This window comes from Pseudomonas sp. GL-RE-29, from assembly GCF_019947275.1.
Classification (GTDB): Bacteria; Pseudomonadota; Gammaproteobacteria; order Pseudomonadales; family Pseudomonadaceae; genus Aquipseudomonas; species Aquipseudomonas fluorescens_A.
The window spans coordinates 45,691-66,069 of record NZ_JAGYGD010000007.1 but is presented as its reverse complement, the minus strand read 5'-3'; the positions used below and the strand labels follow the sequence as shown (position 1 = coordinate 66,069).

Genomic DNA, 20,379 nt, shown 5'->3' with positions numbered 1-20,379 from the left:
GCTTTTGGTCTAGTGTCATAACTGGCAAAGGTAGCGCTGTCTGCGCGCTGAGGTGTTACATGAATCATCCCATCACCGCCCTGGTCATCATGGGCGTTGCCGGTTGCGGCAAGACAAGCGTCGGCGAGGCTTTGTGCCAGCTCAGCGGCGCCACTGCCATTGAAGGCGATTCTTTCCACCCTGCCGCCAATATCGAAAAGATGAGCGCGGGGATCCCCCTGAACGATGAAGACCGTGCCGGCTGGCTCGACAGCCTGTGCGACGAACTGCGCCGCATTGACGCCCTGGGCCAGCGCCCGGTGCTGACCTGCTCGGCCCTCAAACACATTTACCGCGAACGTCTGCGCAGTGCCTTGCCGGGCCTGGGCTTCGTGTTTCTTGAGTTGACCCCTGAAGTCGCCGCCGACCGTGTATCCCACCGGCCAGGCCACTTCATGCCATCGACCTTGATCGACAGCCAGTTCGCCACCCTCGAATCGCCCGTCGGCGAGCCGTTGACCCTGGCCCTCGATGCTTCGCTCCACAGTGTCGACCAGTTGGCCGTTCAGGCTCACGTCTGGTGGCTGGAACACGGCTTGAAACGCGCCGGTTAAATTTTGCTTGAAGAGATAGCGCTGTCCTTATGGCTTTCGAATTTCCCGCTTTAATAACAACAACAACCAGGAGACACCCCTAATGTTTGGCATGTCCCACGAGACGTTCCTGCTGCTCGATGCAGTGGTCACGGTGATCGGGCTTATCGTTCTGATTACCAAGTTCAAGTTGCACCCCTTTCTAGCCCTGATCATTGCCGCAGCCTTCCTCGGGCTGACGTCCGGCATGCCGATCGGCACCATCATCAAAGCGTTCCAGGACGGCTTTGGTGGCGTGCTCGGTTTTGTCGGGATCATCCTGGCGCTGGGCACCATGCTCGGCAAAATGATGGCCGAGTCGGGCGGGGCGGATCAAATTGCCCAAACGCTGATTCGTGCGTTCGGCAAGGACAAGGTGCAGTGGGCGATGATGTTCGCCGCGTTCCTGGTCGGCATTCCGCTGTTCTTCGAAATTGGTTTCGTGCTGCTGATTCCGTTGGTGTTCATTGTGGCCCGTCGCACCGGCGTGTCGATCATCAAGATCGGTATCCCGCTGCTGGCCGGTTTGTCCGCAGTACACGGCTTGGTGCCGCCGCACCCGGGTCCGCTGCTGGCGATTGGCGTGTTCGGCGCCGACATCGGTAAAACCATTCTTTATGGTCTGATCGTGGCGCTGCCAACGGCAATCATTGCCGGTCCGATCTTCGGTACGTTCATTGCCAAGCACATTCCCGGTCATCCGAACCAGGAGTTGGTGGATCAACTGGCCCGCGAAACGGATTCGGCTGAACTGCCGAGCTTCAGCATCACGCTGGTAACCGTGCTGCTGCCAGTGTTCCTGATGCTGCTCAAGACGTTTGCCGACGTGGTGCTGCCGGACGGCAACATCTTCCGCGCCTTCATGGACCTGATCGGTCACCCGATCTCGGCGTTGCTGCTGGCGTTGCTGCTGTCGCTGTACACCTTCGGCTACAAGCAGGGCATCGGTTCCAGCCAAATGATGAAATGGCTGGACGCGAGCCTCGCGCCGACCGCCGCGATCATTCTGATCATCGGCGCCGGTGGTGGCTTCAAGCAGATGCTGGTGACCAGCGGTGTGGGTGACGTGATCGGCCACATGGCGGTGAACGCACAGATCTCGCCGATCCTGCTGGCCTGGCTGGTGGCGGCGGTGATCCGTATCGCCACCGGTTCGGCAACCGTAGCAACCATTACTGGCGCAGGCATTGTGGTGCCGGTGGTGGGGATGATTCCGGGCGTGAACCGGGAACTGCTGGTGCTGGCCACCGGCGCCGGTTCGTTGATCCTGTCCCACGTCAACGACGCCGGTTTCTGGCTGGTGAAGCAGTACTTCAACATGACCGTGGCCGAAACCTTCAAGACCTGGACCGCGATGGAAACCATCCTGTCGGTAGTTGGGCTGGGCTTCACTCTGCTGTTGTCGCTGTTCGTCTAAGCGATTCGCCAGACACAAAAAAACCGCAGCGATGCGGTTTTTTTGTGGGTGATCAAAACTCAACGTGGATCACTTTTGTGGCGAGGGAGCTTGCTCCCGCTCGGCTGCGAAGCAGTCGCAAATCCGGTCAATGCGTCCTGGCTGAAGAAATGCGGTGACCGGTTTCGGGGCCGCTTCGCGACCCAGCGGGAGCAAGCTCCCTCGCCACAGGATTGTTGTTGTTACATTTATCGGGTGTCAGGCATTGGTTTTCGGTGCTAACCCATCCGCCCGAAACATCCCGCGAATCCCGCGCACCGCCTGACGAATCCGGTCCTGGTTTTCGATCAGCGCGAAGCGCACATGATCATCCCCGTACTCGCCAAACCCCACGCCCGGCGAGACGCAAACCTTCGCTTCGGCGAGCAGCTTCTTGGCGAATTCCAGCGAGCCCAAATGCGCGTAAGCCTCGGGAATCTTCGCCCAGACGTACATCGACGCCTTCGGGATTTCCACCATCCAGCCCAATTCATGCAGGCCTTTGACCAACACATTTCGGCGCTGCCGATACTGCTCGGCGATGTCGCGTACGCACTGCTGATCGCCTTCCAGCGCCGCAATCGCCGCCACTTGCAGCGGGGTGAAGGTGCCGTAGTCGTGATAACTCTTGATCCGCGCCAGGGCGTTGACCAGCTCCGGGTTGCCAACCATGAAACCGATGCGCCAGCCGGCCATGTTGTAGCTCTTGGACAGGGTGAAAAACTCCACCGCAATATCCTTGGCGCCCGGCACTTGCATGATCGACGGCGCTTTCCAGCCGTCGTAGACGATGTCGGCGTAAGCCAGATCATGCACCACCAGTACGTCGTACTGCTTGGCGAGGGCGATCACCCGTTCGAAGAAGTCCAGCTCCACACATTGCGCGGTGGGGTTGGACGGGAAACCGAGGATCATCATTTTCGGTTTCGGAATTGACCCACGAATCGCCCGTTCCAGTTCAGCGAAGAAATCAACGCCCGGCACCAGCGGCACCGAACGCACCTGGGCGCCGGCGATCACTGCACCGTAGATGTGGATCGGGTAGCTTGGGTTCGGCACCAGCACGGTGTCGCCCTGATCCAGGGTCGCCAGCATCAAATGCGCCAGGCCTTCCTTGGAGCCGATGGTGACGATGGCTTCGGTTTCCGGGTCGATGTCGACCTCATAGCGATCCTTGTACCAGTTGGAAATTGCCCGGCGCAGTCGCGGAATGCCCTTGGAAGTGGAATAGCCGTGGGTGTCTTCGCGCTGGGCGACTTGTACGAGTTTTTCGACAATGTGCGGCGGCGTGGCGCCGTCGGGGTTGCCCATGCTCAAGTCGATGATGTCTTCGCCACGACGACGGGCGGCCATCTTCAGCTCGGCGGTGATGTTGAAAACGTAAGGGGGGAGTCGATCTATGCGCGCAAAGCGGCGCGGCGAACCTTGTTCGGCCATTGTTGCCTCGGATAACGTAAGCGCCCGGAACCGTCCGAGCGACGCTGGTCACTGCGGTGACCTGTGGCGGAATGTACGGGCAGCTGTGGCAGACTGTCCAGCCTCAAAATAAACAAATTTGTCCGAAGGAAAGGGTTCGATGGAATTTACCAGTGGCTTTTTGCTGAGCCTTTCGCTGTGCCTGGACATTGGCGTGGCCAACATCGCAATGATTACGTTGGCGATGCAACGCGGCTATTTTCAAGGCTTTGCGCTGGGGTTGGGCACCTGTGTCGGTGACCTGATCTACGCCGTGCTGGCACTGGCCGGCATGACGGTTTTGCTGCAATACGAAACCGTGCGCTGGGTGTTGTGGATCGGCGGTTCCGCGCTGTTGGTGTACTTCGCGGCGAAGATGATTTATTCGGCGATCCATCACGAAGCGCTGTTGGCCGAGACTGCCGAGGTGGGCCACAACTCCCATCGCAAGGAGTTTTTTCGCGGGATTTTCCTCGCCATGTCGTCGCCCAGCGCGATTCTCTGGTTTGCCGCCGTGGGCGGTACGTTGATCGCCCGCTCAGGCGGCGGTGGTGCGCTGAGTTCGGCGCTGTTTCTTGGCGGTTTCCTCTGCGCTGGTTTGCTGTGGTCCGCAGGCCTGTGCTTTGCCGCGAGCCACGGCGGCAAGTTGCTCGGCGACAAGTTGCTGCGTTATTCCTACATGGCATCGGCAGCGATCTTCTGCTATTTCGCGGTGTACGTGATCCTATCGGGCTACAACGAGTTTGTCGGTTCGGGCGCCGTCGAGCAGTTGCACGCACTGTAACTGGGCGAACCGGGTTTGGCTTCTATACTCCCAGCCGAACCCATTTTTTCCTTCCAGGAGTCGAGTCATGGATGAGCAAAAAAGCGTCGAAGTGTTGGAACCACGCTTCGAACATGGACACTTCCTGCTGATCGCAGGACTTGGCGGACAATTTACCCAGCAAACGGTAAAAGGCATTCCCGAACTCTGGGAAAAATTCATACCTCACATCGGCAATGTTCCGGGGCAAAAAGGCGAAGTCACTTACGGCGTCTGCTGCAATTTCGACGGCAAGGGCGGTTTCGATTACATCGCTGGCGTCGAGATCAGCAAACTCGACGATTTGCCGGAAACCTACCGCTGGGTCGAGGTCCAGCCTCAGCAGTACGTGGTGTTCGAACACACAGGACCGTTGGAATCCTTGCCGCAAACCTTCCAGTACATCCATGGCACATGGCTGCCGCAGTCCGGGCGCGAGCTGCTGAACGCTCCGGAGTTCGAACGCTATAGCGAAGACTTCAACCCGAAGCTCAACACCGGCAAGCTGGAACTCTGGCTGCCGATCAAAGGCTGAACGCTGCATCGAGAGACGGATCGACGATTCGTCTCTCGATGTCATGGGGATGCTGATTTATCATTCCCGGCCTTTCCATCGCTGATCCCGAGCCGCCATGAACATCGTCATCCGCAACGTCACCCCCGCCGACCTGGACCGCTGCTACGCCATCGAAACCGTTGCCTATGAAGGCGACGAAGCCGCGACCCGGGAGAAAATCGCTACCCGCATCGCGACCTGGCCCGAGGGTTTCATCGTTGCCGAAGTGGACGGTGTTGTAGCCGGTTTCATCAACTCCGGTGCGGCATTTCAGGTGGAAATGTCCGACGAAGCCTTCAAGGAACTGATCGGCCACGACCCGGCGGGGCCCAACGTGGTGATCATGTCGGTGGTGGTGCATCCGGATTATCAGGGGCAGGGGCTGGCGAAACGTTTGATGGGCGAGTTCATCGAGCGCATGCGCGCAATGGGCAAGGTCAGCATCCACCTGATGTGCAAGGAACGGCATATTCCGCTGTACGCCGGATTCGGCTTCGCCTACGTCAAGCCGTCGGCGTCGGACCACGGCGGGATGGCGTGGCACGAAATGGTGCTCAATCTCTAAATCAATATAAGACCCTGTGGGAGCGGGCTTGCCCGCGATGACGGTATAACGATCGACAGAGATGTCGTCTGTCAGACCGCTATCGCGGGCAAGCCCGCTCCCACAGGTTTTGTGGTGAGCCTAGAAAATCAGTCCCATCCGTCGCTCGTAGCCGATACGCCCCTTGTACGCTTCGCCACTGTCGACAAAACCATACTTGGCATACAGCGCAATGGCCGCCGCGTTATCCGCATCCACCGACAATTCCAGCCCTCTGATTTCCGGCCACGCCAGGCGCGCGGCCTCGGGCAGTGCTTGCAGGCAGGCCTTGCCGAAACCTCTGCCCTGAGCACGCTGATCGACCTGCAACGCATGCAGCGTGGCGCTGTGTTCGTCGGCCCAGGCGGGCAACACCGGTGGGCGTTTGAGCAGTAAAAACGCAACGGGAATGTCTTCGGCCAACAGAGCAAATCCTTTGACGCCGGGGCCAGGCTTGGACAACAAGGTGTGCAATGCACCATGGATGTCACCGGAGAACCTGATTTGCTCCGGGTGTACTTCAATTGCCTCGACCTGCTGGCGCTGGAGCGCATTCAGGCTTTCGTAAGGCACGAGTCGGGCTGTCACGGGAGTGTCCTTTTTCCAACATGAATAGAACCTCGGATTCTAGCGATTCCGGCCGTTTGGAATATTTTTATTTCACCTGTCGATTCGCCGGCTCCCCAGACGACTAAGGGTGTCTTCACAACAAAAACCACGGAGAACCACCATGAACTCGCAAACCCAGATCCAGAACCTGATCGACAGCTATCGCCAGGCCGTCATCAACAAGGACGTGGAAAAAGTCATGGCCTTGTATGCCGACGACATCGTCTCCTTCGACGCGGTCAAAGCCCTGCAATTCAAGGGCAAGCCTGCCTATCGCGCACATTGGCAGGAATGCATGGAAATGTGCCCCGGCCCGCACATTTTCGAGTTCCACGAGATCACCATCGAGCCGTCCCAGGAGATCGCGTTCGCCCATTGGCTGGCCCATTGCGGCGGGACCAACGAGAAAGGCGAAACCCAGGCCTGCTGGATGCGTGTCTCGCAGTGCTACCGACAGGACGCGGGGTTGTGGCAGATCGTCCATGAGCACTGGTCGGCGCCGTTCGACATGCAGAGTGGCGCGACACTGTTCAACCTGGAACCCTGATCGTCGGGAAACAGGGCGAAGCTGCCGATCTGCAGCCATAGTTGATCCGTTCAGTCAGGAGCGCGCGATGAAGTATTTATGCCTGGTCTACAGCGATGAGCACTTGCTGCATTCGCTGCCGGAGAGCCCCAAGGACGAGGAATGCATGGCCTACGCAGAGTCTGTCCAGGGCAGCGGCCGAATGGTTGCCGCCGAAGCGCTGGAGTCGGTGCAGACCGCCACTACCGTGCGCATGCGCAATGGCAAGGTGTCGATCACCGACGGTCCGTTCGCCGAAACCAAGGAGCAATTGGCCGGTTTCTACCTGATCGATGCGAAGGATCTGAACGAAGCGATTCAGGTCGCTGCGGACATTCCTGCAGCCCGGGTCGGTTGTGTCGAAGTGCGCCCCGTTCGGCAGTTGAATCCTTGAGATGACTGCCTCGGTCAAGGAACGCGTCGAGCAGGTTTATCGCGAAGAGTCGCGGCGCATTCTGGCGACGCTGATCCGCCTGCTCGGCGATTTCGACCTCGCCGAAGAAGCCTTGCACGAGGCGTTTTTCGTCGCGGTCGAACGCTGGCAGCAGGACGGCGTACCGGACAATCCGCGCACCTGGCTGGTGTCCACCGGACGCTTCAAAGCCATCGATGTGTTGCGACGGCGTGCACGCTTCGCCGCGTCACGACCGCTGTTGATCGCGCAACTGGAAGATCTGGAGCAGGCCGACTGGAGTGACGAAGACGTGGAAGATGATCGGCTGCGCCTGATCTTCACCTGTTGTCACCCAGCGCTGGCGGCTGATGCCCAGGTGCCGTTGACGCTGCGGGAAGTCTGCGACCTGACCACGGAAGAAATCGCCCGTGCCTTTCTCTCGGCGCCGGCCACCATCGCCCAGCGCATCGTGCGCGCCAAGGCGAAAATCCGCGACGCAAAAATCCCTTACCAAGTGCCGTCCCTGGCGGAATTGCCGGAGCGCCTCGATAGCGTTTTGCGGGTGATTTACCTGGTATTCAATGAAGGCTATTCGGCCTCCATCGGCGCTCAAGTCACCCGTGAAGAATTGACTCGCGAAGCGATCCGCCTCGGGCGTTTATTGATGGAGTTGTTGCCGGAGCCGGAGGTGATGGGCCTGCTGGCGCTGATGCTGCTGCACGAGTCACGCCGGGAGGCGCGGACCTCCGCGAGTGGCGAGCTGATTTTGCTCGATGAGCAGGACCGCACTTTATGGAACGGCGAGATGATTGCCGAAGGTTGTGCACTGGTCGAGCGAGCGCTGAGCTCCCGTCGATTCGGCCCCTATTGTCTGCAAGCGGCGATTGCGGCGGTGCATGCCGAAGCGCCGTCGGTGGATGAAACCGATTGGGCGCAGATCGTCGGGCTGTATGACGTGCTATTGCGAGCCGTGCCGTCGCCGGTGATCGAGCTGAACCGCGCTGCGGCGATATCGAAGCGCGATGGACCGTTGGCGGGACTGTCGCTGGTCGAGGCGATTCTCGAGCGTGGAGAGTTGCTCGATTACCATTTGGCGCATTCGGCGCGGGCTGAGTTTTGTCGGCAGTTGGGGCGGGTGGAGCAGGCGCGGAAAGCGTATGAGCGGGCGCTTGAGTTGACCCAGCAAGAGCCTGAGCGACGGTTTATCGAGGGGCGGCTCAAGGCGTTGGATTGATGTGATCCCGCTGGCCCTATCGCGGGCAAGCCCGCTCCCACAGTGGTGAGGGGTGTTACGTAAATTTGTGGCCGACAGACAAACCTGTGGGAGCGGGCTTGCCCGCGATGAGGCCATTCGCCGCACCGCTACTCCAGCATCCTGCCCAGCAACCAACTCCCCGCCGGCCCCGGCGGATGCAGCCGCGACCACAACGCATCCACCGACACCGTTTTCGGCCAGCCGCGCACCTGTAATTCCTGCAATGAACCCGGCCCAAAACGCTCCACCAGCCAACGCGGCAACGGCGCCCAGCCGAATCCGCCCTGGGCCATTTCCAGCAGCATCAAATAACTCGGCGCCGACCAGACGCGACCCTTTGCGCGGCTTTCATAAGGGTTGACGATGGTTGCCAGGCGCAATTCACGGTGCTGTTGCAACGCGTCCTGATCAACGTATTTCAGTGCTGCCAATGGATGCTGGGGGGACACGAACAAGGCGATGTCCGTGCGTTCGTCTACCGTCGAATGGACCAGGTCCGGCGGATAGCTGTCCTGCATTTCGGCGAAGGCGAGTTGCGCCCGACCGCTTTGCACAAGCGCCACCAAGTCGTCGCATTCGGCGATCAGGCATTCGAGTTCCAGGTCCGGATAACGCTGCTCGAAAGCACTGAGTGACGCTTCGAAACGGTCGGACTGATAAGTATCGGAAAGCGCCACGGTCAGCTTCGGCTCCACCCCTTGCGACAGTTGCGTGGCAGTCATTTCCAGACGGCTGGTGGCGGCGAGGATGTCCTCGGCGCGTTGCAGCATCACGTGCCCGGCCGGGGTCAGGGTCGGCTTGCGGCTGCTGCGGTCGAACAGCGTCAGGTTCAAGTCGATTTCCAGGCTGGACACCGCCGCGCTGATGGTCGACTGACTGCGGCCCAACTTGCGCGCCGCGGCGGAAAAAGAGCCTTGGGTCGCTGCCTGGACGAACGCCAGCAACACTTCGTGGGAGGCCATGAACTATCGCCTTGATCGATGGTTATTGGTTATGAAGTATCGGTGTGCTGGAGGATCATGGCAACCATCGTCGCCCACATAGACAATCCGGGAGTCAGGCCATGAGTGCCAACAAATCCATCATTGAACGTATTTTTCAGGCCATCGGTTTCGAACTGCTGGCCATTCTCATCTGTACCCCGTTGCTGGCCTGGATCATGGACAGACCGATGCTCGAAATGGGCGCCGTCACAGTTGTAATGGCAGCCTTGGCCCTGGCGTGGAATGTGGTGTTCAACGGCTTTTTCGACCGGATGATCAAGCGCTTTGCCATTGTGCATAACGCGTGGGTCCGCGTAGTGCATGCGCTGTTGTTCGAAGGTGGGCTGGTCGCATTGGGCGTGCCGCTGATTGCCTGGTGGCTGAATGTCAGCCTGTGGCAGGCGTTCCTGCTGGATATCGGCGTGCTGCTGTTTTTCCTGCCGTACACCTACGTTTACCACTGGGTATATGACGTGGTGCGCGAGCGGGTGGTGATGCGTTACGAGTCTTGCCCGGAGTAAAAGCAAAGATCGCAGCCTGCGGCAGCTCCTATAGAGGATTATGTGTACTCAATCCCCTGTAGGAGCTGCCGCAGGCTGCGATCTTTTGATCTTCAGAGTTTTACAAAAACATCCCCCCGACGCTCGCCCCCACAATTTTTTATGCGATGCATCAGAAAATCTGGGTAAACAACCAATACAAACTCCCCGACAACACAATCGCCGCCGGCAAGGTCAGGACCCAAGCCATCAGCAGGTTGCGGATGGTCTTCATCTGCAAGCCGCCGCCATTGGCAACCATGGTCCCGGCCACGCCTGATGACAGCACGTGCGTGGTCGACACCGGCAAGCCGAACATATCGGCGGCGCCGATGGTCAGCATGGCCACGGTTTCCGCCGAGGCGCCCTGGGCGTAGGTCAGGTGAGTCTTGCCGATCTTCTCGCCGACCGTCACCACGATGCGCTTCCAGCCAACCATGGTGCCCAGCCCCAAAGCGATGGCCACGGCGATCTTCACCCACAACGGAATGAAGCGCGTGGAACTGTCGATCTGTTGCTTGAACAATTGCAGCTTGTCGGTGGTGTCGGCGTCAAATTCGCCGACCTTGTTCTTGTCCATCAGTCGAATGGTTTCGCTGGTCAGGTACATGTCGTTACGCACGTTGCCCACGGCCTCGGCCGGGACTTTCGACAGCGAACCATAGCCCTTGACCTCGGCGCCAATGCTGCCGGTCAGCGCGGCGAGGGCCGGCACCAATTGAGGCGTCGCTTCCTTGCTGCGTACGTATTCGGAAAGGATCGCTCGCGGATCGCCCGGCGCCGGCAGTGGCGCACTTTTCACCAGCGCTTGCTGAGTGACTTCAGCCACCGCAGCAAATTGCAAAGCCTGGTCCGCTGGCATGGTGCGGTTTAGGGCGTAAGCCATCGGCAGGGTGCCAACCAGGATCAGCATGATCAGGCCCATGCCCTTTTGGCCGTCGTTGGAACCGTGGGCGAAGGACACACCGGTGCAGGTCAGGATCAGCATGCCGCGAATCCACCAGGGCGGCGGCGTGTTGCCCTTCGGTTCCTTGTACAACGCACGGTTCTTGACGAAGGCGCGCAGGGCCAGCAGCAACAGCGCCGCACAACCAAAACCGACCAACGGCGAGAGCAGCAGCGCATAACCGACCTTGGTTGCTTGAGCCCAGTCGACGCCGCTGGTGCCATCGCGGCCGTGCATCAGCGCGTTGGCGATGCCGACGCCGATGATCGAACCGATCAGGGTGTGCGAGGACGACGCCGGCAGGCCCAGCCACCAGGTGCCGAGGTTCCACAGGATGGCGGCGATCAGCAGGGCAAAGATCATCGCGAAACCGGCGGATGAACCGACTTGCAGAATCAGCTCCACCGGCAGCAACGCGATGATGCCGAAGGCTACTGCGCCACTCGATAGCAACACGCCAAGGAAGTTGAAGAAGCCCGACCAGACCACGGCAAAGTTCGGTGGCAGCGAATGGGTGTAAATCACCGTGGCGACGGCGTTGGCGGTGTCGTGGAAGCCGTTGACGAATTCGAAGCCAAGGGCAATCAGCAGCGCCACGCCCAACAGCAGAAATGGTGTCCAGGTGGTCACCACCGTGCCGAGTTCGTTCATGTCGCGCATCAGGCTATAGGCGGTGAACAACAGCCCCATGGCCAGTACGGCAAAAAACACAACGAGCGTGAGCAGGCTGGGTTTTTTATCGAGTTGCGGTTTGCCACTACTGACGGGCGCCTGGGCGGCGGTGAAGGAGGGCGTAGCCATGCCGGACATTCCTGAGGAGGGAAGGAGTGTCGCTCATGATCGTTGCCAAATATTACAGGGAGACTGCCCTGGGTCAGTGTTTGCGGTTTTTACCTGATCCATTGATCTGAAATGAAGAACCTGTGGCGAGGGAGCTTGCTCCCGCTGGGGTGCGAAGCGCCCCCGTTCGTTCAGCTGCGCCGCATGTTCAGGCCTTGCGACTGCTGCGCAGCCGAGCGGGAGCAAGCTCCCTCGCCACAGTGGTTGGAGTGAATCAATAATCCTGCCGCTTACGAAACGCCCACCGCCCCGCAATCACCGTAAACGTCGCCACCAGTGCTACCAGAATCCAGAACCCTTCCGGATCCTGCGAAAGCGGAACCCCACCAACGTTCATGCCAAAGAAACCGGCGATGATGTTGATCGGCAGCGCCAACACCGTCACCACGGTCAGGGTAAACAACGTGCGGTTGCTCTGTTCGTTGAGGTTGGCGGCGATCTCTTCCTGCAACAATTTGATCCGCTCACCCAATGCCGTGAGGTCGTTGATGATCAGCGCGAACTCCTCGGTGGATTTGCGCAACTCCTTCACGTCTTCCTTTTGCAACCACGGCGGCGGTCGATTCAGCAGCCGCAGCAACGAACCCGGCTCCAACGCCAACAGCCGTTGCAAGCGCACCAGCACCCGACGATTGGTGCCCAGTTCGGCGCGGTTGGTCGACAGTCGCGAGGACAGCAATTCATCTTCGACCTGATCGACGCTGAGGCTGGTCTTGCGCACGATCTGGGTCAGCACTTCGCCCTGATCGCGCAGCAAATGCACCAACAGTTCCAATGGTGAACGAAAGCGTTCGCCGGCCTTTACCGACGAGCGCAACTTATCCACCGAGTGCAGCGGTTGCAGGCGTGCGCTGATGATCAGCCGACTGCGCACGCACACCCACAGCGTCGACACATCCGACGAGACCATGCTGCTGAGGTTGAACACCACATCGTTGACCACCGCCAACAGCGCCGAGTCGACATGCTCGATGCGCGTCGACCGCGAACCTTCATGCAAGGCTTCAAAAAACTCGTCGGGCAATTCCAGATGGCTTTTCATCCAGCGCTCGCACGCGGCGTGGGCGAGGTTGAGGTGCAACCAGAGAAACTGCTCGTCGTCTTCCGGTTGTTGCAGGCAGCGCAACGCCCTGGCCGAGTCGATTTCCTGACCGCGCTCACCGGGGCGAAAACTGAAACCGTAAAGCAAGCCGAACAGATCCGGATCGCGATGGCTGTGATCGATGCTGTGGTTCATGAGAGCTCGCAAAGAGAGGCGCCTGTCGCGGGTTTTACAGGTTTACGTGAGCCGCATCATCGCAAGGCTGTTTGACCGTTTTGTGACGGTTTGTTGAATGGCTGCGGTGTTTGTATCCGGGCTGAGGCCGAGTCGATACACAGTCGATCTCAATTGCCGGCCTGGGCTGTCGATGATGGGGTTACTTCGAACTACATTGGATAACCCCATGGTCAGCATCTCGTCCGTTACGATCACGCAGCCTTTGTCGACTGCCTCGACCAGCGCCAACAGCACTGAAGACACTTCCGCGGCGGCAACGGCGTCGGCGTCGACATCGACCGACGACACCAAGGTTTCCGCTGGTGGCGCGCCTGCGTCGGGTGACAGCAGTTCCAGCAGCAGCGAAGAATCCGATTCGGTGAAGGAACTGCGCAAGCAGATCGCCGAGTTGCAAAAGCAGTTGCAGGAACAACAGCAACAACTGCAAGAGGCCCAGGCCAAACAGGAAAGCGCCGATGCCAAGGCAGCCGACGTGGCGGCGGCTCAATCGCAGATATCGGCGACCTCGGCCTCGTTGCAAACGGCCACCGCGTCGCTGTTGCAAGCGTTGCTGGACGAGGGCGGTAGCACGTCGGGTTCGCTGGTCAGCACTTCGGCCTGATCAATCACCCAGACGCAAAAAAGCCGCACGATCGTTAAATCGTGCGGCTTTTTGCTGTGCGTATCAGTCGTCTTTTTTATTCTTCAGGACTTCGCCGGTGGCGGCGTTCAAATCCACGTCCCATTCAACGTTTTTCGCGTCACGCAATTCCACTTCGTATTCGTAACCGTTGAAGTGGTTGTCCAAGTCGCTGTCGGTAATCGTGGCACCCGGATGCAGTTTTAGAACGATCTGGTTCAGTTCTTCCAATGGCTTGATCTTGCCATCCTTGACCAACTGAGGGATCTGGTCGACAGGCACATCAGCCTGGGCCAAACCAGCGGTGAGAGTCAGAGCAGCAGCGGCGAACAGGGCAGTCAAAGTTTTCATGAGCTTCTTTCCTTGGGTGAGCTGTTTAAGTGGGATCAGATTAACTGTGGCAACTTAATTCAGGCTTAATTCACACACATCGCTGGCAAGCCAGCTCCTTGGACTGAGTTGTTCACAACGCTTGCGAACTACACCACTCTGTAGGAGTTGGCTTGCAAGCGATGCAGACACCTCGGTCCCAAATCAATACCCATTATTCTTCAACACCTGATCAACACTCGCCGCTGCCGGACGTTTATAAAACTTCAACAGCTCGCTGGCGCGGTTGGTAAAGATGCCATCAACCCCGGCATCCATGACCTTCTGGAAATCCACCGCCTCGTCGATGGTGTAGACGTGCACCAACAGGCCCTGGTCATGGGTGTATTGGTTCATCCACGGCTTCACCAGATCCGCGTAACTCTGATCACCACCCTTCGTCAATGCGGCGGAAGGGCCGGTGCCGACTGCGCCCTGGACCTTGGCATAGTCGACCCAACGCTGGAATTCGGCTTTGTCTTTCGGTTGCTGTCTGGCGTAGTAAGCGGCTTTGTCTTTCTCACCGGACTCGGCAAATGTCACTTTCGAAGCAGGCTCGATGTTGCCTTCGCCGACCCACAGCAACAGGATTTTCGGCACCTGCGGCATTTCCTTTTCCAGCAATTCGAGGCTGCTCTTTTCGAAGGTTTGCAGAATCACCTTGCCTGGGCCTTGGCCCACCGCCTGCTCGCTTTTCGCCAGTTTCGACCCTGCGGGACTCAGCCAGCCACGGTCCTGCAGTTTGTCTTTGAGGTCGCGCTCAATGCCGGGGAATTGCTTTGGCTCCTTGGTTTCGATGTACAGACCGGGCTTGTGCAGCGGGTTGCCCTGGGCGATGTCGATGATTTCATCGAGAGTGAGGATCTTCAGTCCGACGAACCCAGGGCGCGCGCGATCCGGGTAAGCCGCGTTGAACCAACTGCCGGCATCCAGGGTTTTCAGTTCGGCGATGGTGAAGGCATTCGCGGGGCCGTCCTTGCGCTCAGGGAATTTGCTGGCGACGTCGGTGGTGCGTTGCAGGTTGTTATCGTGCAGGGCGAACAGCACGCCATCCTTGCTGCGTTGCAGGTCCAATTCCAGATAGTCGGCGCCCAGGTCGCGTGCGGCTTTGTAGGCGGCGGCGGTGGATTCCGGTGCATCGAAAGACGCACCACGGTGGGCGATTACTGCCGGGTGCGGGATGCCCAAACGGGTCGCCAATGCCGTGGGGCTTGGCTCGCTGGCCGCGTGGGCTTGGCCAACGGCAAGCAGCAGACTCAACAGCAGGGCGCTTTTGCTAAAGGTTGCAGGCATGGTCGAGATCCTTTCGCGATGGCTATTCAAAGACGTCTCTTTTAGCAACTGAACGTTGCAGGCGCTATCACCAGACCGACCTACACGTGTTTAAAGCTGAATTTATCAACACTTTTGTGCGGTGCTTTGCAGTACTCTTGGCCCCGGCATTTCCCCGGCAGAGGGAAATCCATTCGCTGGCCTTGCGTGTAAACCCTCGAACACTTTTTGTGAGGTTTCCATGCGCATCACGTCCCAACTCATCTGCCAGGCTGCCGACCAACTCAAAGGCTTCGTCGGCCTCAATCGCAAGACCGGCCATTACATCGTCCGCTTCAGTGAAGATTCCTTCGGCATGGACGTGGCTGACAACGGCATCATCCCCACCAGCGAATTCGTCTGGGCCGCCGGTTCCGAACAGACCATGACCCTCAAGCGCGAGTTGATTCAGCTGTTGCTGGATCAGAACATTGACGACCGGATCAACATTACCGAACCGTTGCGGGTGTATATGAATCGGCGGGAAGTGCCGGAGATTTCGGCGGTGCGGAGTTTGCTGCGGGGCTGAGTTTTACCTTGCCCGTGCGGGCCTCATCGCGGGCAAGCCCGCTCCCACAGTGTTTGTGTGAAATGCAGATTCGGCGAATACCACAGACCTGTGGGAGCTGGCTTGCCAGCGATGGCGGTCTTGAGCAATCCACATCAACTAATGACTGAATCTGTAATCCCGCTCAACCCGGCAAACCCGGGTATGACAGCGCGCATACCACGTCGATCGTCCCCGCTCCCGAATCGTACTGTGCTCCGGATGCTGCTTCCACGCCAGAATCGCCGCCGCACTCACCCAATACGACACCGTAATTCCCAACCCATCATCGCCCCGCGCCGACTCCACGCCGAGGAACCCCGGTTGCTCTCGGGCCAGCTCCACCATCCGCGCCGTGGCTTCGGCGTAACCCTGGTCACCTTCCGTGCGCAGCGAGGTGAAGATCACCGCGTAATACGGCGCTGGCGGAGTATTGGCGCTCATGACGAGTGCTCCACGCAAGCTTCGACCAAGGCCCGCACCAACGGCGGCAAAGTACCCTTGAGCGCGGCGCGTTCTGGCTGGAACAGGGTGGCGACGAAGAACGGATGATCGCTGAGTTCCACCGCTCGCAAACCCTGTGCCGAATCCAGGCCGACGCTGTGCAGTTCATGTTTCAGCAACTCCCGTTCGAACTGCGGATTCACAGCGTAGCTGCAGCGATAGCCTTCGCGAATTTCGGAAGTTTCGTACGCCTGGGCCGTCAACGAACCCTCAAGCAAATGAATGTTGTCGACCGCCTCGACCAGCGAACAGGTCAGTGGCGTGAGTAGCACCCGGGCAGCATCGGGAGACGTCTCGCCGTGTTCAGCATCCGTCCAGCCCAGCACATTGCGGGCATATTCCAGTACCGCGTGTTGAAAGCCACCGCAGGTGCCGAGGAAAGGTCGCTTTTGCTCGCGGGCAAAACGGATCGCTCGCAACGCGCCGTCCATGTTGCGATAAGGGCTGGCGGGGACGCACCAGAAACCGTGGAACTCATCGAGTGGTGTGTCGGCGTTGATGCTCTCGGTCGCCAGCCATTGCCATTGCACACTCAGCCGCGTGTGTTCGGCGGCCATGCCTAGAGCCACGGGAATGGCCTGGTGGGCGGTGACCTGCGCGTCGTAGTCACCGATCAGGGCGATGAGGATGGTGCGGTTTTCCATGAGTGGTCTCTGCACTTGTTGATTACTGACGCCCACTATAGATTGGCGTTCACGCACTCAATATTGGCGTTACTCCAAGTGATCAATGCAGCTACGCACTATCGACTGGACTATCCGGACCTGGCCCTGATTCTTGCGCTGGTGCGCGGCGGCTCTCTGGCTCGGGCTTCGCAGCTGTTGAGGGTGGACGTCTCGACGGTGTTTCGCGCCGTGCGTCGACTGGAGGCCGCGCTCGGTCAGCAACTGTTCGAAAAAAGCCGTGCCGGCTACCTGCCCACCTCCTTGGCGCAGACCTTGGCCGAACAGGCTGAGCGTGCCGAACTAGCGCTGGAAGCGGCGCGCATCGGCGTGGAGCAGGGCGGCGAAGTCATCAGCGGCACCGTGCGCCTGACCTGCACCGATTCGGTCCTGCAAGGTTTGCTGTTGCCGGCACTGGCGCAGTTCATGCCGAACTATCCGGCGCTGACCATTGAACTCAGCACCTCCAACGACTTCGCCAACCTCAGCCGTCGAGATGCCGACATCGCCCTGCGCTTGACCCGCACTCCGCCCGAGCATTTGGTGGGGCGACGTCTGGGGGATATTTCCTATCGCGTGTGCGCCAGTGCCGGTTATTTGAAGACGGTCGATACCCATGACCTGGCCGCACTTACCTGGATTGCCCCGGACGATTTCCTGCCTGATCACCCGACCATTGCCTGGCGCCGCCAAGCGTTTCCGGGCGTGACACCAGGCTATCGTTGCAACAGCATGCTCTCTGTCACGGAACTGGTGCGGGCCGGGCTGGGTGTGGCGGCGTTGCCGGACTTTTTGATCGGTGATGGATTACAGCCGTTGGGCGAGCCTCTGCACGGTTACGACACCGCGCTATGGCTGCTGACCCGCCCGGATTGCCGCGCCTTGCGTTCGGTGGTGACACTGTTTGACGAGTTAGGGCGGGCACTAAAACTGTCGTGAGCCTGCTCAGGCCTTTGGCTGATCCTTGCGCACGAAATGTTGATGCATCTCCGTCGTCAGGCTTTCGATGCGTTCGGTCAGTTCTTTGGTCATCTGTGTCAGGCGGGTGTTTTGCTGCAGCAACTCCAACAGTTGCGCGGTGTTCTGCGCGGCTTGGGCCTGCCGTTCAGTGTTGGCAACCGCCAGCGCTTCGCGGTGCTGCGCATCGGCTTCTGACTGCGCTTTGTCTCGCGCGGCCTGACGGGTCTGGGCCAGCAAAATCAACGGCGCGGCATACGCCGACTGCAAGCTGAACGCCAGGTTGAGCAGAATAAACGGGTAAACGTCGAAATGGGTAACGCCGGTGACGTTAAGGCACACCCACAGCAGCACAATCAGCGTCTGCGCCCCGAGAAAGGTCGGCGTGCCGAAGAACCGCGCAAAGGCTTCGGCGCGCAGGGCAAATTTGTCGGTGCCAAATGTCGGCGCCAGATGGGCGTGGGGACGATGGAAACGCAGATGGTCGACGGGTGCGGCGGTGTCGCGGGTCGGCGTGGTCATGGTGTTCTCAGCAGGACATTGGGACTGAGGCTCACTATAGCCCCGACGCCAGTTTCATTCTGAAACACATGTTCGCCGCTAACCATTGTTCGACAGGTCCGCCGAACTTGTCATTTATTGCAGCTGATAACAGGCCAGGAACATGTCTAGCGCGGACTCCACTACGGCGGCTTGCTCTTCGGCGGGCAAGCTCGGCCGGCCCATGGAAATCTGCGGCCAGAACGCGAAGGATTTAAGCAAACCCTGAACCTGTTGTGCCGCGAACTCCGGGGCGACCGCTTTCAATCGTCCATCCGCTTGGGCCGCACGAATCCAGACGGTCAGGCCCTCTTCGCGCTCACCCATTTTTGCAACCATGCTCTGGGCGCGCTCGGGAGAATGGATGGCTGCGGCGATGGCGACTCGCGCCAGGTCGAGAAGGTTTTCATCACTCAACATCTGTAGCTTTGCCGTCAGTTGCTGGCGCAATTGTTCGCGCAGAGGCCGATCGCTGCTGTAAGGCGTTTCCTCTTCTGCAGTCACCCGAATCCATAATTGATTAAGAATCTCGGCGAATAACTCTTCCTTGCTGGGGAAGTGGTTGTACACCGTGCGCTTCGACACGCCTGCAGTAGCGGCGATCTTGTCCATGCTGGTGATGTCGAAACCGTTGGCACGGAATTCGGCAATCGCCGCCTGAATGATGGCTTCGCGTTTTCGGTCGGTGAGGCGTTGTGGAGCTGTCATAAATACGCTTCGGCAGAAAAGTTAAAAATTACACTCGGCAGTTTACTTGCGAACGGCTTTGATGCAACCTTGGAACTACACTGTGCAGTGTAACGTTTTGTTAATGCGGCACAGTCAAAAATAGAGTTTCGGCTAATGCGTGCGTGCAACGGCCATACATCGTCCCAAAGCGGGAAATCGTGAGACGTGCGGTTTTCCTGGAGTCATTCAGTCATGGCCAATTCAACTTCCCCGGCGGATAACGCCTCTACGCCTGAAGCGTCCCTTCAGGTGGAAGGACTCTTCCGAAACCATGCCCCCGTCAAGCGTGAAGGCTTTCGCAAAACCTTGCGCATCCTGTGGAACGTCATCTTCCACAAACCTCACAACACCCGCCCCAGCGCCCCGGTGCCGGTACAACCCCTGACGCAGGCGGCGCTGATTGCCGCGCCGAACCACAGCGTCTACCGCCTCGGCCATTCCACGGTATTGCTGAAGCTACATGACAAGTTCTGGATCACCGACCCGGTGTTCGCCGAACGCGCATCGCCTGTGCAGTGGGCCGGCCCCAAGCGCTTTCACCAACCACCGATCAGCCTGGAAGAGTTGCCGCCGATTGAAGCCGTGATTCTTTCCCACGATCACTATGATCACCTCGATCATCAGGCTGTGCTGAAACTCGCTGACAAAACCAAATACTTCCTCACCCCGTTGGGCGTGGGCGATACCCTGATCAAGTGGGGCATCGATGCCAGCAAAGTTCGGCAACTGGATTGGTGGGAGGGCACCGAAGTCGATGGCATTCAGTTCATCGCCACCCCGTCGCAACACTTCTCCGGCCGCGGCCTGTTCGACGGCAACAGCACCCTCTGGGCCTCATGGGTGATGATCGACGGCGACACACGCATTTTCTTCAGCGGCGACAGCGGCTACTTCGACGGCTTCAAACGCATCGGCGAACAATACGGCCCGTTCGACCTGACCCTCATGGAAACCGGCGCCTACAATGTCGACTGGCCGCATGTGCACATGCAACCCGAACAAACCCTGCAAGCCCACATCGACCTCAAGGGCCGCTGGCTATTGCCGATCCACAACGGCACCTTCGACCTGTCGATGCACGCCTGGTACGAACCCTTCGACCGCATCCTCGCCTTGGCCTGGGAGCGAAACGTTTCGATCACCACGCCGCAGATGGGTGAAGCGTTCAACCTGATGCATCCGCAACGTGGTGGTGCGTGGTGGTTGGCGGTGGAAGGGGAGGGTGAACAGATCACAGTGCAGAATGCGTAATGCATTTCTAACGGGCCGCTTTTCATGAAGCGGCCCGT

The 20,379-nt window shown here is 59.2% G+C and carries 24 protein-coding genes; 13 read left to right on the top strand and 11 right to left on the bottom strand.

The window, feature by feature from the left end:
- Window positions 1-59 precede the first annotated feature (59 nt).
- Together KGB21_RS08365 and KGB21_RS08360 are read left to right on the top strand one after the other, a co-directional pair.
- Window positions 60-593, top strand: a complete 534-nt coding sequence (locus tag KGB21_RS08365) for a gluconokinase (RefSeq protein ID WP_034149191.1) — start codon at window positions 60-62, stop codon at window positions 591-593.
- Between the two features lie 82 nt (window positions 594-675).
- Window positions 676-2,028: a GntP family permease gene (locus KGB21_RS08360; protein ID WP_223504699.1), complete on the top strand. Its 1,353-nt coding sequence runs from the start codon at window positions 676-678 to the stop codon at window positions 2,026-2,028.
- A gap of 237 nt (window positions 2,029-2,265) precedes the next feature.
- On the opposite strand, the gene alaC is transcribed toward KGB21_RS08360, so the two are convergent.
- Window positions 2,266-3,483 carry an alanine transaminase gene (gene alaC / locus KGB21_RS08355; RefSeq protein WP_034149193.1) on the bottom strand — a complete coding sequence of 406 codons (1,218 nt, stop codon included), beginning with the start codon at window positions 3,481-3,483 and terminating at the stop codon, window positions 2,266-2,268.
- A gap of 139 nt (window positions 3,484-3,622) precedes the next feature.
- Here alaC and KGB21_RS08350 point away from each other — a divergent pair, with 139 nt between their 5' ends.
- The 3 genes from KGB21_RS08350 to KGB21_RS08340 all read left to right on the top strand — a co-directional run bounded on the left by KGB21_RS08350 (window position 3,623) and on the right by KGB21_RS08340 (window position 5,424).
- Window positions 3,623-4,285: a LysE family translocator gene (locus KGB21_RS08350; RefSeq protein ID WP_034149194.1), complete on the top strand. Its 663-nt coding sequence runs from the start codon at window positions 3,623-3,625 to the stop codon at window positions 4,283-4,285.
- 67 nt (window positions 4,286-4,352) lie between these two features.
- Complete coding sequence (locus KGB21_RS08345; protein WP_223504697.1) at window positions 4,353-4,838, top strand: GyrI-like domain-containing protein; 486 nt, start codon at window positions 4,353-4,355, stop codon at window positions 4,836-4,838.
- 97 nt (window positions 4,839-4,935) lie between these two features.
- A complete protein-coding gene (locus KGB21_RS08340) occupies window positions 4,936-5,424 on the top strand; it encodes a GNAT family N-acetyltransferase (RefSeq protein WP_223504694.1) in 489 nt (162 codons plus the stop codon).
- A 120-nt stretch (window positions 5,425-5,544) separates the two neighbouring features.
- Here KGB21_RS08340 and KGB21_RS08335 read toward each other — a convergent pair whose 3' ends face one another.
- The gene (locus KGB21_RS08335; RefSeq protein ID WP_034149197.1) at window positions 5,545-6,030 is read right to left on the bottom strand and encodes a GNAT family N-acetyltransferase; all 486 of its coding nucleotides are present in this window, start codon (window positions 6,028-6,030) and stop codon (window positions 5,545-5,547) included.
- 142 nt (window positions 6,031-6,172) lie between these two features.
- Here KGB21_RS08335 and KGB21_RS08330 point away from each other — a divergent pair, with 142 nt between their 5' ends.
- From KGB21_RS08330 to KGB21_RS08320, 3 genes are all read left to right on the top strand, one after another.
- Window positions 6,173-6,598: a YybH family protein gene (locus KGB21_RS08330; RefSeq protein ID WP_034149198.1), complete on the top strand. Its 426-nt coding sequence runs from the start codon at window positions 6,173-6,175 to the stop codon at window positions 6,596-6,598.
- 67 nt (window positions 6,599-6,665) lie between these two features.
- Window positions 6,666-7,010: a YciI family protein gene (locus KGB21_RS08325; RefSeq protein WP_034149199.1), complete on the top strand. Its 345-nt coding sequence runs from the start codon at window positions 6,666-6,668 to the stop codon at window positions 7,008-7,010.
- 1 nt (window position 7,011) lies between these two features.
- On the top strand, window positions 7,012-8,244 hold the full coding sequence (locus tag KGB21_RS08320; RefSeq protein WP_223504693.1) for an RNA polymerase sigma factor: 1,233 nt from the start codon (window positions 7,012-7,014) through the stop codon (window positions 8,242-8,244).
- A gap of 128 nt (window positions 8,245-8,372) precedes the next feature.
- Here the strand turns inward: KGB21_RS08320 and KGB21_RS08315 are convergent, their stop codons facing one another.
- Complete coding sequence (locus KGB21_RS08315) at window positions 8,373-9,227, bottom strand: LysR family transcriptional regulator (RefSeq protein ID WP_034149201.1); 855 nt, start codon at window positions 9,225-9,227, stop codon at window positions 8,373-8,375.
- 101 nt (window positions 9,228-9,328) lie between these two features.
- Between KGB21_RS08315 and KGB21_RS08310 the strand changes: the two genes are divergently transcribed.
- Complete coding sequence (locus KGB21_RS08310; RefSeq protein ID WP_223504691.1) at window positions 9,329-9,769, top strand: multidrug/biocide efflux PACE transporter; 441 nt, start codon at window positions 9,329-9,331, stop codon at window positions 9,767-9,769.
- 151 nt (window positions 9,770-9,920) lie between these two features.
- On the opposite strand, the gene KGB21_RS08305 is transcribed toward KGB21_RS08310, so the two are convergent.
- Together KGB21_RS08305 and KGB21_RS08300 are read right to left on the bottom strand one after the other, a co-directional pair.
- On the bottom strand, window positions 9,921-11,534 hold the full coding sequence (locus KGB21_RS08305) for an inorganic phosphate transporter (RefSeq protein WP_223504689.1): 1,614 nt from the start codon (window positions 11,532-11,534) through the stop codon (window positions 9,921-9,923).
- Window positions 11,535-11,787: 253 nt separating this feature from the next.
- Complete coding sequence (locus KGB21_RS08300; protein ID WP_223504687.1) at window positions 11,788-12,810, bottom strand: transporter; 1,023 nt, start codon at window positions 12,808-12,810, stop codon at window positions 11,788-11,790.
- A gap of 208 nt (window positions 12,811-13,018) precedes the next feature.
- Here KGB21_RS08300 and KGB21_RS08295 point away from each other — a divergent pair, with 208 nt between their 5' ends.
- A complete protein-coding gene (locus tag KGB21_RS08295; protein ID WP_034149205.1) occupies window positions 13,019-13,453 on the top strand; it encodes a hypothetical protein in 435 nt (144 codons plus the stop codon).
- Between the two features lie 63 nt (window positions 13,454-13,516).
- On the opposite strand, the gene KGB21_RS08290 is transcribed toward KGB21_RS08295, so the two are convergent.
- Complete coding sequence (locus KGB21_RS08290) at window positions 13,517-13,822, bottom strand: PepSY domain-containing protein (RefSeq protein WP_034149206.1); 306 nt, start codon at window positions 13,820-13,822, stop codon at window positions 13,517-13,519.
- 183 nt (window positions 13,823-14,005) lie between these two features.
- The gene (locus tag KGB21_RS08285; RefSeq protein ID WP_223504685.1) at window positions 14,006-15,133 is read right to left on the bottom strand and encodes a glycerophosphodiester phosphodiesterase; all 1,128 of its coding nucleotides are present in this window, start codon (window positions 15,131-15,133) and stop codon (window positions 14,006-14,008) included.
- A gap of 220 nt (window positions 15,134-15,353) precedes the next feature.
- Between KGB21_RS08285 and KGB21_RS08280 the strand changes: the two genes are divergently transcribed.
- Entirely contained in the window at window positions 15,354-15,680 is a 327-nt protein-coding gene (locus KGB21_RS08280; protein ID WP_223504683.1) for a DUF2025 family protein, read from the top strand.
- 138 nt (window positions 15,681-15,818) lie between these two features.
- On the opposite strand, the gene KGB21_RS08275 is transcribed toward KGB21_RS08280, so the two are convergent.
- Together KGB21_RS08275 and KGB21_RS08270 are read right to left on the bottom strand one after the other, a co-directional pair.
- Window positions 15,819-16,142, bottom strand: coding sequence for an antibiotic biosynthesis monooxygenase family protein (locus KGB21_RS08275; protein ID WP_223504681.1), 324 nt, complete (start codon window positions 16,140-16,142; stop codon window positions 15,819-15,821).
- On the bottom strand, window positions 16,139-16,846 hold the full coding sequence (locus tag KGB21_RS08270; protein WP_223504679.1) for a CTP synthase: 708 nt from the start codon (window positions 16,844-16,846) through the stop codon (window positions 16,139-16,141). The genes KGB21_RS08275 and KGB21_RS08270 overlap by 4 nt, the downstream gene beginning before the upstream one ends.
- A 15-nt stretch (window positions 16,847-16,861) precedes the next feature.
- Here KGB21_RS08270 and KGB21_RS08265 point away from each other — a divergent pair, with 15 nt between their 5' ends.
- Window positions 16,862-17,803: a LysR family transcriptional regulator gene (locus tag KGB21_RS08265; RefSeq protein WP_080758003.1), complete on the top strand. Its 942-nt coding sequence runs from the start codon at window positions 16,862-16,864 to the stop codon at window positions 17,801-17,803.
- Between the two features lie 6 nt (window positions 17,804-17,809).
- On the opposite strand, the gene KGB21_RS08260 is transcribed toward KGB21_RS08265, so the two are convergent.
- Window positions 17,810-18,343 (bottom strand): DUF1003 domain-containing protein, encoded by a 534-nt coding sequence (locus KGB21_RS08260; protein WP_223504677.1) that lies wholly within the window; start codon window positions 18,341-18,343, stop codon window positions 17,810-17,812.
- A 114-nt stretch (window positions 18,344-18,457) separates the two neighbouring features.
- Window positions 18,458-19,069, bottom strand: coding sequence for a TetR/AcrR family transcriptional regulator (locus KGB21_RS08255; RefSeq protein WP_034149213.1), 612 nt, complete (start codon window positions 19,067-19,069; stop codon window positions 18,458-18,460).
- 213 nt (window positions 19,070-19,282) lie between these two features.
- On the opposite strand from KGB21_RS08255, the gene KGB21_RS08250 reads away from it, so the two are divergent.
- Window positions 19,283-20,341 carry an MBL fold metallo-hydrolase gene (locus tag KGB21_RS08250; protein ID WP_223504675.1) on the top strand — a complete coding sequence of 353 codons (1,059 nt, stop codon included), beginning with the start codon at window positions 19,283-19,285 and terminating at the stop codon, window positions 20,339-20,341.
- Window positions 20,342-20,379: the final 38 nt, after the last annotated feature.